This window comes from Amycolatopsis sp., from assembly GCF_035276945.1.
In the GTDB taxonomy this organism is placed as follows: Bacteria; Actinomycetota; Actinomycetes; order Mycobacteriales; family Pseudonocardiaceae; genus Amycolatopsis_E.
Map to the genome: position 1 here is coordinate 33,083 of NZ_DATELF010000152.1, position 16,169 is coordinate 49,251.

15 protein-coding genes and 3 pseudogenes are annotated in these 16,169 nt (G+C 69.5%); 4 read left to right on the forward strand and 14 right to left on the reverse strand.

The window, feature by feature from the left end; translation table 11 throughout:
* Positions 1-33: 33 nt before the first annotated feature.
* On the reverse strand, positions 34-786 hold the full coding sequence (locus tag VJT49_RS26555) for a DUF427 domain-containing protein (RefSeq protein WP_324167652.1): 753 nt from the start codon (positions 784-786) through the stop codon (positions 34-36).
* Positions 787-872: 86 nt separating this feature from the next.
* Here VJT49_RS26555 and VJT49_RS26560 point away from each other — a divergent pair, with 86 nt between their 5' ends.
* From VJT49_RS26560 to VJT49_RS26570, 3 genes and pseudogenes are all read left to right on the forward strand, one after another.
* Positions 873-1,064, forward strand: coding sequence for a DUF2795 domain-containing protein (locus VJT49_RS26560; protein WP_324167653.1), 192 nt, complete (start codon positions 873-875; stop codon positions 1,062-1,064).
* Positions 1,045-2,035 (forward strand): annotated as a pseudogene (locus VJT49_RS26565) (DNA topoisomerase IB). Before VJT49_RS26560 ends, VJT49_RS26565 begins: the two are co-directional and overlap by 20 nt.
* Before the next feature lie 21 nt (positions 2,036-2,056).
* A complete protein-coding gene (locus VJT49_RS26570) occupies positions 2,057-2,710 on the forward strand; it encodes a methyltransferase (RefSeq protein WP_324167654.1) in 654 nt (217 codons plus the stop codon).
* Between the two features lie 198 nt (positions 2,711-2,908).
* Here VJT49_RS26570 and VJT49_RS26580 read toward each other — a convergent pair whose 3' ends face one another.
* From VJT49_RS26580 to VJT49_RS26590, 3 genes and pseudogenes are all read right to left on the reverse strand, one after another.
* Positions 2,909-3,337, reverse strand: coding sequence for a Rieske 2Fe-2S domain-containing protein (locus tag VJT49_RS26580; protein WP_324167780.1), 429 nt, complete (start codon positions 3,335-3,337; stop codon positions 2,909-2,911).
* Between the two features lie 36 nt (positions 3,338-3,373).
* Positions 3,374-4,472: pseudogene (locus VJT49_RS26585) on the reverse strand (NAD(P)/FAD-dependent oxidoreductase); the annotation flags it as partial.
* A gap of 45 nt (positions 4,473-4,517) precedes the next feature.
* Positions 4,518-5,585 (reverse strand): DNA polymerase ligase N-terminal domain-containing protein, encoded by a 1,068-nt coding sequence (locus tag VJT49_RS26590; protein WP_324167655.1) that lies wholly within the window; start codon positions 5,583-5,585, stop codon positions 4,518-4,520.
* Between the two features lie 308 nt (positions 5,586-5,893).
* On the opposite strand from VJT49_RS26590, the gene VJT49_RS26595 reads away from it, so the two are divergent.
* Positions 5,894-7,162: a hypothetical protein gene (locus VJT49_RS26595; RefSeq protein WP_324167656.1), complete on the forward strand. Its 1,269-nt coding sequence runs from the start codon at positions 5,894-5,896 to the stop codon at positions 7,160-7,162.
* A gap of 164 nt (positions 7,163-7,326) precedes the next feature.
* Here VJT49_RS26595 and VJT49_RS26600 read toward each other — a convergent pair.
* From VJT49_RS26600 to VJT49_RS26645, 10 genes and pseudogenes are all read right to left on the reverse strand, one after another.
* Positions 7,327-7,956 (reverse strand): annotated as a pseudogene (locus VJT49_RS26600) (UdgX family uracil-DNA binding protein).
* Complete coding sequence (locus tag VJT49_RS26605) at positions 7,953-9,137, reverse strand: zinc-dependent alcohol dehydrogenase (protein ID WP_324167657.1); 1,185 nt, start codon at positions 9,135-9,137, stop codon at positions 7,953-7,955. Before VJT49_RS26605 ends, VJT49_RS26600 begins: the two are co-directional and overlap by 4 nt.
* Before the next feature lie 42 nt (positions 9,138-9,179).
* Positions 9,180-9,572: a cold shock domain-containing protein gene (locus VJT49_RS26610; RefSeq protein ID WP_324167658.1), complete on the reverse strand. Its 393-nt coding sequence runs from the start codon at positions 9,570-9,572 to the stop codon at positions 9,180-9,182.
* Positions 9,573-9,754: 182 nt separating this feature from the next.
* Entirely contained in the window at positions 9,755-10,870 is a 1,116-nt protein-coding gene (locus VJT49_RS26615) for an NDMA-dependent alcohol dehydrogenase (protein ID WP_324167659.1), read from the reverse strand.
* Positions 10,871-10,911: 41 nt separating this feature from the next.
* Complete coding sequence (gene mftE, locus VJT49_RS26620) at positions 10,912-11,586, reverse strand: mycofactocin biosynthesis peptidyl-dipeptidase MftE (protein ID WP_324167660.1); 675 nt, start codon at positions 11,584-11,586, stop codon at positions 10,912-10,914.
* Positions 11,583-12,929, reverse strand: a complete 1,347-nt coding sequence (mftF, locus tag VJT49_RS26625; RefSeq protein ID WP_414636095.1) for a mycofactocin biosynthesis glycosyltransferase MftF — start codon at positions 12,927-12,929, stop codon at positions 11,583-11,585. The genes mftE and mftF overlap by 4 nt, the downstream gene beginning before the upstream one ends.
* A complete protein-coding gene (locus VJT49_RS26630; RefSeq protein WP_324167661.1) occupies positions 12,926-13,660 on the reverse strand; it encodes a mycofactocin-coupled SDR family oxidoreductase in 735 nt (244 codons plus the stop codon). The genes mftF and VJT49_RS26630 overlap by 4 nt, the downstream gene beginning before the upstream one ends.
* Before the next feature lie 23 nt (positions 13,661-13,683).
* Complete coding sequence (locus VJT49_RS26635) at positions 13,684-14,511, reverse strand: mycofactocin-associated electron transfer flavoprotein beta subunit (protein ID WP_324167662.1); 828 nt, start codon at positions 14,509-14,511, stop codon at positions 13,684-13,686.
* 3 nt (positions 14,512-14,514) lie between these two features.
* Complete coding sequence (locus VJT49_RS26640) at positions 14,515-14,814, reverse strand: ferredoxin family protein (RefSeq protein ID WP_324167663.1); 300 nt, start codon at positions 14,812-14,814, stop codon at positions 14,515-14,517.
* Complete coding sequence (locus tag VJT49_RS26645; RefSeq protein WP_324167664.1) at positions 14,811-16,154, reverse strand: FAD-dependent oxidoreductase; 1,344 nt, start codon at positions 16,152-16,154, stop codon at positions 14,811-14,813. The genes VJT49_RS26640 and VJT49_RS26645 overlap by 4 nt, the downstream gene beginning before the upstream one ends.
* Between the last annotated feature and the right edge of the window lie 15 nt (positions 16,155-16,169).

Sequence of the window (16,169 nt, forward strand, 5' to 3'; positions counted from 1 at the left end):
CCTATCCGCGCTCGCGAGCCGGGGCGCTCCCGGTCACGCGAAGATGGTCTTCGGCCTCTCCTGTTTCACACCGTCGAGGAAAACGTCGACTTTCTCGTCGTAGAAGGCGACCAGTCCGGTGACCTGCTGGCTCTCCGCCAGCGGCGCGCGGTAGAACCACGCGATGTCCTTGTGCAGTTCGTCGCCGATGCGTACCGACCAGTACCCCGCATCGCCCTTGTACGGGCAGCTGGTGACGGTGTCGCTGGGCTCCAGCAGCTCCAGGCGGACGTCAATTTTGGGCAGGTAGTACCGGGTGGGCTTACCCGTCTCGAACAGCAGACGCGGCTGCGTGGACTCGGCCACCGTCACCCCGTCGATTTCGATTCGGACGTGCCGGGAACTGGACAGGATGTCCACCCGGGTATACGGGTCGCGGGGGTGGACGTAGATCTCCTCGTCCTCCTCGAACCAGGCGTCCATGGCCGCGAAGTCGAGCCGGACGTGGTCTCGCAGCGCCTCGATCGGCGAGTCGGGGTACTCGGTCGCCGCGTCGACGGCCTCGCGCTCGCCCACCCGGACCGTGGACAGGCGGCCTTCGCCCCGGCTCGGGGAGTGCTTCGTGTTGCCCGTGGGCTCGAGGACGTCCGAAACGTCCTTCCGTGGGATGTAGTAGGCCGGGAAGTACGGCACCTCCCAGACCAGCAGTGGCCGGGTGGTGTCGGCGATGACCTGACCGCCGAAAGTCACCCGCACCCGCTTGGTGCTCCGCTCGGCCCTGACCCGGCCGCGACCCTCGTTGCTCATATGAGCCCGAACACGGACGCCGGAGCGGATATTCCGGCCCCGGGCGTCACGGTTTGTGGCCGGGGAATGGTGGGTACCTGCCGGTCATGGAGGACCGGCTGCGGACCCTACTGTCCGATCTGGACTTCCCGTGCGGTCGGGCGGACCTGCTCCGGCACGCCGCGGCGTGTGGCGCGGACGACGACATCCTCGGCCACCTGGGCGCCCTGCCCGAAGGCAGCTATGCCGGAATCGACGCGGTGGCCAGGAAAATCCCCCATGCGCCTGGCCAGAAGTGACCCGTCGGCGCCGGGCATCCGCCGCCGGCGCAACGGGCGGGGCTTCCGCTACTTCGAACCCTGCGGCGATCCCTCGCGGGACGAGCGGACACTGCGGCGGGTCAAGGACCTGGCCGTCCCGCCGGCCTGGCGCGACGTGTGGATCTGCCCGCGGCCGAACGGGCACATCCAGGCGATCGGCGTCGACGACGCGGGCCGCCGCCAGTACCTCTACCACGTGCAGTGGCGGCACGAACGCGACGAGGAGAAGCACGACCGCGTGCTGGAACTGGCGAAGCGGCTGCCGGCGTGGCGCGAAACGGGTCGCCGCCGACCTGAACGAGCGCGGCCTGGGCCGGGCGCGGGTGCTCGCCGGGGCATTGCGCATGCTCGACCGGGGCGTATTCCGCACCGGCGGTGAGGAATACGCCGAGGGGAACGGCACGCGCGGCGCGGCCACCCTGCTCCGCGACGACGTCACCATCAAACGGGACGAACTGGTCTTCCGGTACCCGGCCGAGGGCAGCATCGAGCGGGCCGTCAGCATCAACGACGCGGAACTGGCCGCGCTGATGAAGTCGTTGCGGCGGGCCAGGTCCGGTAGCGACCGGCTGCTGGTCTACCGGGACAGCGGCCGGCACGAGGTGCGTGCCGAGCAGATCAACGAGCGGTTCAAGGAGCTCGCCGGCGAGGAGTTCACCGCGAAGGACCTGCGGACCTGGCATGCGACCATGCTGGCCGCGGCGGCACGCCCCGCCACCTCGGAACGCGCCTTCACCAGGGCCAGGGCCGCGGTGATGCGCGAAGTGGCCGAGGAACTGGGCAACACCCCGACCGTCACCCGGAAGTCCTATGTGGACCCCAGCGTGACCATGACCTACCGCAACGGTTCCACTGTGGACGTTCCGGACCACCCCATCGAGTCCGACCTGGACCGGATGGCGCTGGAGCGCGCGGTGATCCGGTTGCTCGACGGTCGTCGCCATGTTTGATCCGCCGGGGGCGGTGGGTATGTGGGTCTGGTGTGGACGCTACCGGGGGTGTACCGCCCGCAGGCCGACACCCGGCTGTTACTGCGCGCGCTCCGGGGCGCCGGGCTCGGCCGCGGCGCCAGGGTGCTGGACCTGTGCACCGGAACCGGCGTGGCGGCGGCCGAGGCGGCGCGGTGCGGCGCGGGTGAAGTGATCGCGGTGGACACCTACCTTCCGGCGGTGCTGAGCGCATGGCTCAACACGCGCGGACTGCCGGCCCGTGTCCGCCGAGGCGACCTCACCGGCCCCCTCGACGGCGCACCGTTCGATCTGGTGCTCGCCAACCCGCCGTACGTGCCCTGCGCGTCGGCACGACCCGCACGGGGCGCGGCGCGCGCATGGGACGCCGGGCCGGACGGCAGGCGATTTCTGGACGTGCTCTGCGAAAGAGCCGTTGACCTAATGACCCCCGGCGGGACGATGCTCGTGGTGCACTCCGACATCTGCGGCGTGGCGCTCACCTGCGAGTCCCTGCGGGAGACCGGGCTCAAGTCGTCCGTGGTGGCCCGTGCGGTCGAGCCGTTCGGCCCGGTGCTGGCCGAGCGCGCGGCATACCTGACCGAGGCGGGCTTCATCGAGCCTGGCCAGCGATATGAGGAGCTGGTGGTGATCCGTGCCGACCGCATCGAACCGTGAACCACGGCGGGTGATCACGGAGTTCTCCGGCACCCCAGCAGACTCCCGTCGCCGCCTCGACCTGGGTCGCGCGCAACTCGCGGTGCAGTGCGGCACCGTCCGGCAGCCCGCAGACCCCGCCGAGCACCCGCCCGGCGCGTGGCACGGTCGCGCCGGTGGCCGGGTCGAGCAGAAGGAACTCCTCCTCGACCCCCATGGTCACGCCGGGGGCAGCGGGTTCGTCGCAGGCCCCTGGATCACCGAGCCGTCGGTGCCGAATCGCGAACCGTGACATGGGCAGTCCCAGGTTTTCTCCGCGTTGTTGAAGGCTACGAGACAGCCCAGATGGGTGCAACAGGCGCTCAACGTGCGCAGCTCGCCGGTTTCGGCCCGGTAGGCCGCGACGAACCGGCTGCCCCGCCTGGTCACGGTGGCCGCGCCGGGCCCGAGTGCGTCCACTGTGGACGCCGAAGTGAGTGCGCGGGCATAGTCGGTCGGCAGGTGCTTCGCCACGGTGCCGTCGTCCTTCGCCAGGGTCACCGACGAGCGGAGGTCGAACCGGTTCGGGTCGAACAACGCCGCTTCCCATGGGTTCCGGCCACGGATCAACTCGTCCAGCGGCAGCCCGGCCGCGGTGCCGCCGGTCATCCCCCACTGGCCGAACCCGGTGGCCACCCACAGGTGGCGAGCCGCGGGATGGTATCGCCCGACGTACGGCACGGAGTCCAATGTGGACATATCGTGCGCGGACCAGCGATGCGTCACCTTGGTCAGGCCCAGGTCCGCCGCGGCCTGGGCAAGGCGTTGGTACCGCGCTTCGACGTCCGACGTGCTCGCCGGTGCGGTAGTGTTCGCCGCCGACGATCATCAACCCGTCGTGACCGCGAAGCGAACGGTGCGTCGCGGCGTCGAGGTAGGTGCCTGGTGGTGCCGGCCCCTCGCCGGCCACCACGAGGTCACGCACCGGATTGAGCCGGGCGAAGAACAGGCCGCGGTCGGGGATCGGGTAGTGCGTGGCGACCACGACGTCACGGGCGCGCACCCGGCCCAGCGGGGTGTGCACCACACCGCTTTCCTCGACCTGGGTGACGCGGACGCCTTCCACGATCCGGCCGCCGGGCCGTTCCAACCGCTCGGCCAGACCCAGCAGCCAGTGACGCGGGTGGAACTGAGCCTGCCCGGTGAACCGGACCGCCCCCACCGCGCCTACTCGCGGCTCGATCTCGTCGACGTAACTCGCGGGCAACCCCGCTTCCTGGGCCGCGTCCGTTTCCCGCCGCAGGTCGTCGGTCCTTCGCCGGCCGGTCGTGTAGACGAAACTGTCCTGACGGCTGAACGCGCAGTCGATACCGAGCTCTGCCGAGGTGGTCGCGATCCAGTTGAGCGCGCGGACCTGGGCTTGCCCGTACTGGGTGGTCCCCTCGGCGCCCTTGCGGGATTTCAGGGACGCGTAGATCAGCGCGTGCTGGGCGGTCACCTTCGCCGTGGTGTGGCCCGAGACGCCGCTCGCGACCTCAGCGGCTTCCAGTACGAGCACCGATCGCCCGGCGCGGGCCAGCTGGTAGGCCGCCGTCAGCCCGGCGATCCCGGCGCCGATCACGACGACCTCGGCCTCCGCGGGCAGCAGCCCGTGCCGCCGGTCGGGTGCGGGGGCGGTGTCGACCCAAAGTGATCGTGGAGACGGAAGCTGTGAGGTCACGCCATTCTGGTTGCCCGCCCGGCACGTACCGAAACCACGCCGCGAAGGTGAGACCGAACAGGGCGAATGGCCCGTCCAAACCATACGACCCGCGCCGGGCCGTGGTGGTCGGCATGGGGTCCTGGCAGATCAGCGGCGTGTGCGGGTGACGATTCGCCAGGACGGGCTCCGGCGGCCGGGCTCGTAGACCGAGTCGAGGCGCTTGGCCGTGATTCCCGCCAGGCCGTTGGCCAGCGCGGCCGTCAGCACGTCCGCGCCGCCGCCGACGTAGTGCTTGGGCACACGCCAGCAGTCCCCTTCGACCCGCAGCCGTTCCAGCCGCCTCCGCCGTCGCGGGTACGGATCGTCCAAACAGGACTTTCCATCCAGGTGCAGCACGTCGAACGGCAGATACAGCACGGGAAACCGGTCGGTGAGCCGCTTGGCCTGACGCGAGTCGGAGACTTCGGCGCGGCGGCGCAAGGCCTCTTCGCCCGGCTTCCCGCCGTCGAGGGCGATGAGTTCGCCGTCGAGCAGGACCTCGGTGGCTCCGAGTTGCCCGCCGAGCCCCTTGAGCTCGGGGTAGGCCCACGTCACGTCCTCGCCCTCGGCGTTGCGGAACTCCGCCCGGCCGCCCTCCACCCGCGCCTGGGCGCGTTCGCCCTGCCAGAGGAACTCGTATGCCCACTCGCTGTCGTCCTGGGGCAGAGAGCCCTTACGCGCCAGCATGGGCGGCACGAACTCGGGCAGGTCTTCCCCGGTTCCCTTGTCGGCTCGCAGCACTACCCAGTCCCGGTCGGCGTGCCGGTTGACGAAGACGTAGGTGCCCCGCACCCGCGACCCGCGCAGCCGCACCTCGACCTTGTGGTCGTTCCAGTGCAGGGTCTCGTAGGTGCCGCGATCCCAGATGGTCATGGTGCCGCCGCCGTACTCGCCCGCCGGGATTTCGCCCTCGAAGCTCGCGTACTCCAGCGGATGGTCCTCGGTGTGCACGGCCAGCCGTTGTGTACCGGGCCGGGGCGGCAGGCCCTTCGGCACCGCCCACGACACCAGCACACCTTCTCGTTCGAAGCGCACGTCCCAGTGCAGGCGGCGCGCGTGATGCTCCTGGATCACGAACACGTCGTCTTCGCCGCGCGGCAGCAAGCCGGAATCGGGCATCGGTTCCGGAGTACACGCGGGATCCCGCTTCCTCCGGTACTCACCGAGATCGGCCATGGACGCAGCGTACCCGGGTTTACGCGCTGCCATCCGGGGATCAAGACCGGCGTGACTACCGAGAAAACCGACATTTTTCGTGGTCGCCCTGGACGAGCCGAACCTGCGCATGCCGCCCGAGGTCGCGGAGCCAAACGATCGCCATGATCCAGGCCGAGTCCGGCTTTCACAACCCGCGAGTCCACCCTCCACGACACGCGAGTCCACCCGTCACGACACGCGAGTCCAGCTTTCGCGACCCGCGAGGTCTCCTCGTCCGTGCTCGACGCCGAACTCCGCGGCCTCGTTTCGCGCAACATGCCGTCAAGTTGTCGAACCAGATCGCAGAAAATTTCGCAAGAGGCAGTCGATACAGTTGTGGAAAACTTGTCTCCTGTGGACAACTCGACCTTTTCGATCTTGATCCCCAGCGGGATGTCGGACTTTGCCGCATCGTGGAGTGCATGACCAATGCCATTTCCGACCTGCCCCGAGGCCTTCATTTCGTGGGCAGCCTGTCACCGAACCTGCCGCCGGACCCCTGTCTCGAACTGAAGCGGGTTTTCGAGCACAGCGAAGGCCGTGCCCTCACCGCACTGCCGTGCGATCCCGACCCGCGCTGGGCCGAAGGATATCTGCGCGACACGACCGGCACCCGGCCCGAGGTCTTCGAAACCGTCCACGACGGCGGATACACCGGCTACCAGGACATGCGCTCCAACAAAGTACGCAAAAGAGTGGAGCTCCGGCCCGAACACGTGTCGGCGAACCGCATGCCCGAACTGCGCCGGACACTGGAGGCCTTCCGCATCATCAGGTCCGAGCACAAAGAACTGACGGACACCAGGCTGCAGATCAGCGTGCCCAATCCACTGGACCCGGCTCTGTTCACGTTCCCTCGGTCACCAGGGAATTCGCTTCGATGCCTCGACGTATCCGAGCGAGCGGCCCTCGACGAGGCTCATGAACTCGCCCAAATCGCCGACGGCGATGTCGTGTGGCAGTTGGAAAACCCGTCCGTGCTCATCGGGATGAACATGGTCCGGATGGCGCGTTTACTGCGGACATGGCTTACCGGCAGACTGGTCGGGCAGGTGGGTAACCTGCTCGCCCGCTTCCCCGGCCCTCTCCTGCTGTTACTCCACCTCTGTTACGGCGGCTTCCGGCACCAGGAGTGGTTCACTCCCCGGAGTTTCGGTCCCGCGGTGAAATTCCTCAACGGTCTCCGGTCTCACCTGCGGAGCGAGAGCGTCACCGAATTGCCACCAGTCCATCATCCCACTGCCCACGGTGCCCATCCGCCGCCCACCGCGCGGCAGTTCTACGAGCCGCCGCGGAATCTGCACCCGGAATGGCGAATGATCGCCGGTGTCGTCATGCCCGACGACCTGGAGGCTAGCCTAGCGACACTGGACAAGATGGAGCGCAACGCCCGGCGCGAGACCTATGCGGTCGCCGCCCGCGGGACGGGGCGCATCCCCGAGAGCGTCGCGATCCAGGCAACGAAGGCCATGATCAAAACGGCCGTTGCGCGGCATGATCATTCATCTGGCTCAACGGCCGCGGACAACCAGACGGCAGTGGCGAGGAGTCCATGAATCAGACCTGGTCGATCGCGGCGAGTAACGTGGTCACCATCAGCTTTCGCATGCCGTCTCCTTAGTCATAGCGCTGGTCATAGCGCTGGGTTTTCACACCACCACGGCGAACGAGACGACGCCCAATCGACACCCGCGCGAGGTGGTTTTGGACGTGAAGCCCGCTATGTCGCGGCAAGCCCCGGGGCCGCGGCCTTGAGGTCGGCGACCAGCCAGTCGTAGGCGGCGGCACGATCCGGGGCGCGCAGGACCGCCGAGGGATGGACGGTGGCCAGTAGTGCTCCGGGTGGCCGCCGAACTCGGCGGGCGCGTCAAGGAGCGCGCCCCGGTTTTCGGTGATCTTGAACGACGGGCCGAGCAACGACTGCGCGGCCGTCGCACCGAGGACGATCGCGAGCCGGGGTCGCACCGCCGCCAGTTCGGCCACCAGCCAGGGGCGGCAAGCGACCACCTCGGTGCGTGACGGCTTCCTGTGGATCCGCTGCTTGCCTCGCTCGCCGCGCACGTGTTTGAAGTGCTTCACCGCGTTCGTGACACAGACGTCGTCACGGTCGATCCCCGCGTCGACGAGAGCACGGTCGAGCAGGCGCCCGGCCGGGCCGACGAACGGCTCGCCGGCCAAGTCCTCGCGGTCGCCCGGCTGTTCCCCGATCATCATCACCTTCGCGTGCTCCGGCCCGGCGCCGAACACCGTCCGGGTCGCGTCCCGGTAGAGGCCGCAGCCCTGGCATCCACTGGCCGCCTCGCAGCCGGTTCACCTGTGTGGTGTCCGGCACCCAGTCGGCGGCGGTCATGGTTGAAGCAGCACCTTGATCGCGCCGTCCCGCTTGTGCTGGAACATCCGGTACGCGTCCGGCGCCTCGGCCAGCGGCAGCCGGTGGGTCGCCAGATCCTCCACGCCCAGCGGGTCGTCGTCACGCTGGACCAACGGCAGGACGTCGTCGATCCAGCGGCGCACGTTCGCCTGGCCCATCCTCAGCTGGATCTGCTTGTCGAAGAGCTCCATCATCGGCAGCGGGTCGACCATGCCGCCGTAGACCCCGCTGAGCGAGATCGTGCCGCCCCTGCGGACCGTGTCGATCGCCTGGTAGAGCACGCTGAGCCGGTCGATTCCGGCCCGCTCGGCCAGTTTCGCGGCGACCGGCTTCGGCAGCACGCCGACGAACTGCTGCGCCAGCTTGCCGACCGGGGCGCCGTGCGCCTCCATACCGACCGCGTCGATCACCGAATCGGCACCCCTCCCGTCGGTCATGTCCCGCGCCACGGCGGGGATGTCCGCATGCTCGCGCATGTCGAGCGTGCTGGCGCCGTACCGCGCGGCGAGGGCGAGCCGCTCGGATACGAGATCGACCCCGATCACCCGGCCGGCGCCGCGATGGCGGGCGATCCGGCAGCACATCTGGCCGATCGGCCCGAGCCCGAACACGACCACGCTCCCACCGTCCGGCACGGCCGCGTACTCCACGGCCTGCCACGCGGTCGGCACGACGTCGGAGAGATAGACGAACCGCTCATCCGGCGGGCCTTCCGGCACCTTGATCGGGCCGTACTGGGCCTGGAAAACACGCAGGTACTCCGCCTGGCCGCCCGGCACCCGGCCGTAGAGCTTGGTGTAACCGAACAGGGCCGCACCCTTGCCCTGCTCGCGGACCTGGGTCGTCTCGCACTGCGACTGCAGGCCGTTGGAGCACATGTAGCAGTGGCCGCAGGAGATGTTGAACGGCACGACCACACGATCGCCCTGCTTGATCGAATCGACGCCGGAGCCGACATCCTCGACCACTCCCATCGGCTCGTGCCCGAGGATGTCGCCCTCTTCCATGAAGGGACCCAGCACCTCGTACAGATGCAGGTCGGAACCGCAGATGCCGGTCGAGGTGATCCGCACGACCGCGTCGGCCGGTTCCTCGATCCGCGGATCCGGCACGGTGTCCACCCGGACGTCACGCTTACCGTGCCATGCGACAGCCTTCATGTGGGCCGGTTGCCCGTCGCGCGCGGCGGCAAACCTCGGCGGTCACTCGTCGCTGTCGAGCCAGCCGCGGTCGCGCACCAGGTCGAGCACCGTCATGCGAACCCGCACGATCTGCTCGGCGGTCAGCGTGGGCACCCCGGTGAGCAGCGCCTCGGTCAGTTCCTCGCGAAATTCCAGCGAAAACTCGAGGTATTCGACCTCCTTGGTGACGGCCGGCGCGTTGCGCACGATCCGCACATTGGAGGCCTTCGGCCCGCGATCCCCCTCCTCCACCGTGAACTCGACGACGGCGCCGGGCGCGATCAGCCGCTTGTCCACGTCCAAATCGTTGACGTGGACGAACACGTCCTCCCCGCCGCCGTCCGGCGTCACGAATCCATACCCGCGAATCTCGTCGAAACGAACAACCTTACCCGTGACCACAACAAACCCCACACAATAGCCGTGAAATACCGCGTCAAGATACCGCCTCGCCCCTGACGAGCACAACGGGGGCCGGAAACCCGACCCGGACCGAATTTTCCGTTCGGGGGTCCACGGCGGGTCTGATAGTCCACGAAAAAATCGCGCGCGCCCACCCGAAAGTAAGACCAGGGTGGGCGCGCGCGACGAGGTGATCAGCTCGCGTCGTGGATGATCACGCCGCGGATGTTCTTGCCGTCCCGCAGGTCCTGGTAGCCCTCGTTGACCTGCTCGAGGGTGTAGCGGCGGGTGACCAGCTCGTCGAGCTTGAGCTGACCCGCCTGGTACAGCCGCAGCAGGCGCACGATGTCGTACTGCGGGTTGGCCGAGCCGAACAGGGTGCCCTTGATCGTCTTTTCGAACAGGGTCATCACCGCGCCGGAGACGTGCACGGTGAGCTTCTCCGGGTTGGCCAGGCCGGTGATCACCACGGTGCCGCCCTTGCCAACCGCGTTGAAGCCAGCGGTCACCACCTCTTCGTCGACCGTGCCGACGGTGATCAGCGCCTGGTCGGCCAATTGGCCGTAGGTCAACTCGACCAGCTTCTCCTGCGCCTCCCCGGCGGTGGCGAAGGCATGCGTCGCGCCGAACTTGAGCGCGGCCTCCCGCTTGAACGGCACCGGGTCGACCGCCACGACGTTGAGCGCCCCGGCGTGTACCGCGCCCTGCACGGCGTTGATTCCGATGCCGCCGACACCGTAGACCACCACGGTGTCGCCGGCGCGGACACCGCCCGCGTAGTTCGCGGTGGCCCAGCCGGTCGGCACGCCGCAGCCGACGAGGACCGCGGTCTCCAGCGGCAGCGATTCGTCGACCTTGACCATCGAGTGCTGGGAGATGGTCGCCCGCTCGGAGAACGTGCCGAGCATGCAGATGCCGCCGTAGTCCTCACCGTTCCGGTGGAACCGGAAGCTGCCGTCGGGCATGCAGCCCTCGGAGATCGTCGCGCCCAGGTCGCACAGGTTCTGGCGGCCGGTGGAGCAGTAACGGCAGGTGCCGCAGTTGGGGATGAAGCTGCACACCACATGGTCACCGGGCTTCACCTTGGTGACCCCGGGCCCGACGTCTTCGATGATGCCGGCGCCCTCGTGACCTCCGACAATCGGGAAGCGGACCACAAGGTCGTTGTCGACCATGTGCAGATCCGAATGGCACAGCCCGGCGGCGGTGAACCTGATCAGTACCTCACCCTCGCGGGGACCGTCGAGATCCAGTTCCTCGATCTCGAAGGGTTTGTGAATGTCGTGCAGAACTGCGGCCTTCGTTTTCATCGCCGATCACCTCGATGTGACAGGGGCGCGTGCACCAACCGTTACATGATGCCACCCGGGGCCATCGAATCCACTGTTTCGGACAGGTCTTCCGCCCAGTGGGCGAGAACGTCCCGTCCCTCGCGGGCGGTGGCCGCCGAGGGATCACCGAGCACACCGGCCGGACTCACCGCGCGCACACCCGAAACGCGCAGTTCGCCGATCAGTTCGGGCAACGGGGTGGTCAGTCCGGGTTCGCGGCGGGCACGCACGGCTGATGGGCGAAGCGCGAGCATCACCGAGGTCTCCACCCGCCCGGCGTGCGTGTCGTCGGCCGGGGCGGTGGGACACCAGGCACGGACGTTCCGGCCCTCGCTCCGTAGCCTGCCGACCGCGCGCCACAACGGTCGCGCGTTACCTCCGTGGGCACAGACGAAAAGGACGCCGGAAAAGGCGTCGGCGGACCGTCCGAGTTCCACGATCACCAGTTCGGTCACCTCCTGCCCGATGGACAGCGTGCCGGGGAAGCCGGCGTGTTCCCCGCTGGACCCGTAAGGCACGGCGGGCGCCACGACGACATCGGCGCGGGATTCCGCGAGGCGCCCGCACAACGCCACCGCGATTTCAGTGTCCACAGTGTATGGAAGATGCGGGCCGTGCTGCTCGGTCGCGCCCAGCGGGACGAGGAGCATGCCCGGTTCGCCGAGTTCGGTCCAGGTCACGCCGGCGAGGCTCATGTGCCGGTCTTCCGTCCCGGCCAGTTCGACAGATCGGGCACGAGCGGTCCGATGGTTGCCTGGGCCAGGCAGCCGCGCCAGACTCCGGCGCCATAGCTCAGATCATCGGCGGTTCTCGCGAGCAGCCAGCGTGCCGGGCCTACGCCGGGCTTGACGCGGGCCCATTCGGTGAGGTGCCGGGCCAGCGCTAGGGCGAGAATCGGCCTGCCGCGCCTGGTCGCCGCCAGCAGCGGGATCGCGACGGGACCCCAGGTTCGGGTGAGGGCGTCGGCGAAGTAGCGCCAGGCACCGAGATGCCCGCGCAAGGCGATGGCGAGCGAATCACGGGCAGGCACGCCGAGCGGTTCGAGCTTGCGTGGCAGCAGGGCCGCCGTGCCGAGCGCGATCGCCGCGCCACCGGCGGGTTTTCCGGCCGCGGCCGCCAGCCAGGCCAGCGCGGTCCAGCCCGAAACCCGCAGCGGGGCCAGTGCCTTCCGGCCGTGGCGGCGGGCGAGCGGCGCCGCCGAGGTCCCGTAGTCGAATCGCTGCCGCAGCCAGGACCGCCAGGTCGGGCGGGGCGCGTGGAGCACTTCGGACCGGGGCTCGTAACGCGCCGAGCCGCCTCGCGCGACAAGGCTCCACACAAGGTCGACGTCCTCGCCGAAACGCAGACCCTCGTCGAAACCCCCGACCTCATGCAGAGCCGACGTTCGCACGACGAGCGCCGCCGTCGGCAGGTAACTCACCCGCGCTCCGGGCCGCACTTGCGCCGGGGTGTCACCGAGATCCAGCGACGACCTCGCTCGCTCGTATCGGGCGAGCACCGATGTCCCTGGTTCGCTGCGCACTCTGGGGGCCACGGCCACCACGCCCGGATCCTCGAAATGCGGGAGCAGCGCGTCGAGCCAGCCGGGTTCGGGCCGGGTGTCGGCGTCGAGGAAGGCGACCAGTTCCGTCTTCGCCGCTCGCCAGCCCGTCTCGCGTGCGGCGGCGGGCCCGCGGGCGAGGCGACTGCGATACGCGGCGCCGGCCACCGGAACGACCGAACCGTCGTCGATCACCAGAACCTCGGCCAGTTCCCCCAGCCGCGGCAGCAGACCGCGGAGCTGCTCGGCGTGATCACGAACCGGAATCACGGCTGTCACGTCCCGTGGGGCCGACCGCGCCTCGGCGTACTCCGGATGCACCATGCCCGCCGCGACCAGCCGGGCCGCCAGTTTCCGCCCCGACACCACTTCGGCACCGGCCCGCCACTTCCCGACCAGTTCGGCCCCGGCGGCGGACAGCCTCATCACCCTCAGCGGCACTCCACCGACAAGGGCCTGTCCGGAGGTCTTCGTGCCAGGATCAAACCGGAGTTTCACGAGATAAAACCCCCGTCGGCGGGTACCACGGTGCCGGTGATCGCGGAAGCCTGCTCCCCGCACAGCCAGCACACGGCGGCGACCTCCTCGGGTTCCAGGAGGCGCTCGACGAGCTGACGCTGGGCGAACTCCTCGACGTCAGCGAGGCCGTAGAGATCCGCGGTCGCGTCCAGCATCGCGGCCCGGGGGGAACCCGGCGACACCGCCGCCTCGGTGACGCCCGTGCTACGCAGGTCGGTGGCCAGTCCCCGGATCAGGCCGACGACGGCGTGCTTGGCCGCGTTGTACCCGGCGAGGTACCAGAGCCCGCGATGCGCGGCCGCGGAGGCGAGGGCGACGAACCGTCCCGAGCGCGGCTCCGGGCGCCGCAGGAGGGCGGGCACGGCGGCACGGGCGAGGTGGAAGATGCCGCGGACCCCGTTGTCGAACAACGCGTCCCAGCCGGTGTCGGTGGTCTGCCACAGGGGTGTGCCACCGGCCATGACCGCGGCACACCCGACGGCCGCGTCCAGGCCCCCGAATTCCGCTTCCGCGAGAGCCACGGCGCCGGTGACGGCGTCCTGGTCGCGAACATCGGCCACCCGGTCCAGGACGCGCTCGGGCCATTCCGCCGACAGCTTGGCGAGCCCTTCACGCTGGATGTCCACGGTCACGATCCGCCAGTCCTCGGCCGCGAGCCGGTTCATCACCGCGCCGCCGATCCCGCCCGTAACGCCGGTAACCACCGCCACGGGCTCTGCATTCCGGTGCGTACTCATGGCGCCCCGCGCTCACGCAGGTAGCCGAGGAGAGCTTGAGCGGCTTCGGCGGGAGTCGGCGCGGTGATCACCTTCGGTGGGGTTCGCTCGACGAGGGCACCGGTCAGCTCGAGCACACGCCGGTGCGGGTGGGTGTCTTCGGGGACCGGCAGGGCTTTCGGCCGCGGGCGGTAGGGCCGCCGCGTTCCCGTGGGAGCGTCGAGGGAACCCACCCGGACAACGGGTATCGCGGCCCGGCGAGCGGTCAGCACCGCGGGTAGGGACGCGCGCCGCAGCAGCATGCCGGCGGGTTCGACCGAGCACACGGCGGGAGGATCGAACGCCAGACGTTCCCGTCTCCCGCCGTCGAGGCGGCGAACCGCGTGCAGCCTCCCGCCCGACACGGTCAGCTCGACGAGCCCGAGCGCCTGCGCCGCGTTCAACCGGTGGGCGAGGAAGGCCGGGGTGCTGCCGGTACCGCGGTCGGCCGAGTGGTCGCCGCAGAGCACGATGTCGGGCGGTTCGGCGAGTCCGGCCAGGATCAGCCGCGCGGTGCCGGAACCATCCTCGGTGATCGTGATCGCCGGATCGGGGCCCTCGACGCGGAGGACGTCGTCCGCGCCCACCGCCAGTGCCTCGCGCAGCATCTCGTCGGCACCGGCCGGGCCGACGGTCACCGCGACACAGCGGCCGCCCAGTTCCGACCGGATCCGCAAGGCGTGTTCGAGCGCGGCCTGATCCGCCGTGCTCGCCCCGCTGCCGTGCGGATCGGTGGCCACCTCGCCCGACAACGGATCCACCGCGGCCCGCCGGTCGCTCCGGCGCAACGCCACCACGATGAGCATCGGCTACCCCTTCCGGAAGACGACGCCATGGCCGCCGTCGGGATAGGTCCAGGTGATCGCGCCTTCGGCATCGCAGACCTGGTAACAGGTACCGCATTCGAAGCACTGTTCGTAGTTGAACAGGATCCCGCCGTCACCGGTGGGCACGAACAGGTTCGCCGGACAGGCGTACACGCACGCTTTCGTCGTGCAGGACCGGCAGACGTCGGCGTCCACCGTGATGTGCGGCCGCTCGCCGACACGGAACTCTACTGTGGACATCAGGCCGTCGAAGGCGGTTTCGGCGTACTTCGGTTCGGTCATCGCAGACCTCGCAGTCCGGTCCAGGCGTCACGGGCGAGATCCCGTACCCGGACGCCGTTCGCCTTGGCGCTGGCCCGCAGCAATCTGGTCAAGCCGGGCTTCGGCCGCGGATTGTCCACTTGGAACAGTCCTTGGACCAGGTCGCAGACCAGGCCGGGGTAGTTGTGCTGCATCCGGTCGGAAAGCATCAGTCCGGGCAGGTCCCGCAGCCTACGATGGTCGGCGAGGACGAACGAGTTCTCCAGCATCGTCCGGTACCCGGCCAGGCCGGTCCGCGAGGTGTTCCCGGCACGCAGCGCCCCGGCGGCGGCGCGGCCGGCATACATCCCGGCGCCGAGCGCGAAGTTCACGCCCTCCAGCCAGATTCCGGCGGCCAGGCACATCGCGGCCGCGTCCCCGGCCACCAGGATCCCGTCGCCGGCCAGCTCGGGCATCGACCGGTAGCCGCCCTCGGGGATCAGGTGCGCGGAGTACTCGATCTCCTCGCCGCCCCGGACCAGCGGGGCGATCGCCGGATGCCGCTTGAGGCCGGCGATCAGCTCCTCCGGACGGGTCTTCGCCTCGCTCAACCCGTCGAGGCCGAGCACGACCCCGATGCTGACCGAGTCGAGGTTCGTGTAAAGGAAACCGCCACCGGGGATGCCGCCCGTGCAGCCGAGGATTTCGAAGTCCACGCCCTCGCGGCCGGTCACCGCGAACCGCTCCTCGATCGCCTCCCTCGGCAGGCGGAGGGTCTGTTTCACGCCAAGCGTGAGATGTTCCCTGCCCCGGTGCATACCGGCTTCCTTGGCCAGAAAGGAATTCACACCGTCGCACGCGATGACGACACCGGCGGTGAGATCCCCGTCGGGCCGGTCCGTGCGCACCCCGGCCACCGCGCCCGAGGAGTCCCGCAGCAGTGCGGTGACCACAGTGGACGGAACCAGCATCGCGCCCGCCGCCACCGCCTGTCCGGCGAGCCAGGAGTCCAGATCGGCCCGGTACGCGGTCGCCCCGTTGTACGGCGGACGGCCCCAGTCCTGGGTGCGGAAGTCGACGGTGAGTGCCTGGGTGGGGGTCAGCACCATGGTGGCGCGCCGGGTCACCCAGCGCTGCACCGGCATCTGTTCCCACCAGTCCGGGACGAGTTCGTCGAGCACCCGCCCGTAGACGACCCCGCCGTAGACGTTCTTGGCGCCGGGGAACGGGCCGCGCTCCACCAGCGCGACGGAGTAGCCGGCACGGGCGACCTCGAGCGCCGCGGCCGATCCCGCCGGCCCGGCACCGACCACCACCACGTCGAAGGTCCGAACCACTGTGTCCACTTTGTCCACTTTGTCCACCGTGTCTACGGTGTCCACTGTGTCTACGGTGTC

Excerpts from the sequence above, each read along its gene's own strand:
- mftE (WP_324167660.1), bottom strand. The coding sequence starts at position 11,586 with ATGAGCCTCGCCGGCGTGACCTGGACCGAACTCGGCGAACCGGGCATG.
- VJT49_RS26615 (WP_324167659.1), bottom strand. The coding sequence starts at position 10,870 with ATGAAAACGAAGGCCGCAGTTCTGCACGACATTCACAAACCCTTCGAG.
- VJT49_RS26590 (WP_324167655.1), bottom strand. The coding sequence starts at position 5,585 with ATGGCCGATCTCGGTGAGTACCGGAGGAAGCGGGATCCCGCGTGTACT.
- VJT49_RS26605 (WP_324167657.1), bottom strand. The coding sequence starts at position 9,137 with ATGAAGGCTGTCGCATGGCACGGTAAGCGTGACGTCCGGGTGGACACC.
- VJT49_RS26635 (WP_324167662.1), bottom strand. The coding sequence starts at position 14,511 with ATGCTCATCGTGGTGGCGTTGCGCCGGAGCGACCGGCGGGCCGCGGTG.
- VJT49_RS26640 (WP_324167663.1), bottom strand. The coding sequence starts at position 14,814 with ATGACCGAACCGAAGTACGCCGAAACCGCCTTCGACGGCCTGATGTCC.
- VJT49_RS26555 (WP_324167652.1), bottom strand. The coding sequence starts at position 786 with ATGAGCAACGAGGGTCGCGGCCGGGTCAGGGCCGAGCGGAGCACCAAG.
- VJT49_RS26560 (WP_324167653.1), top strand. The coding sequence starts at position 873 with ATGGAGGACCGGCTGCGGACCCTACTGTCCGATCTGGACTTCCCGTGC.
- VJT49_RS26580 (WP_324167780.1), bottom strand. The coding sequence starts at position 3,337 with ATGACCGGCGGCACCGCGGCCGGGCTGCCGCTGGACGAGTTGATCCGT.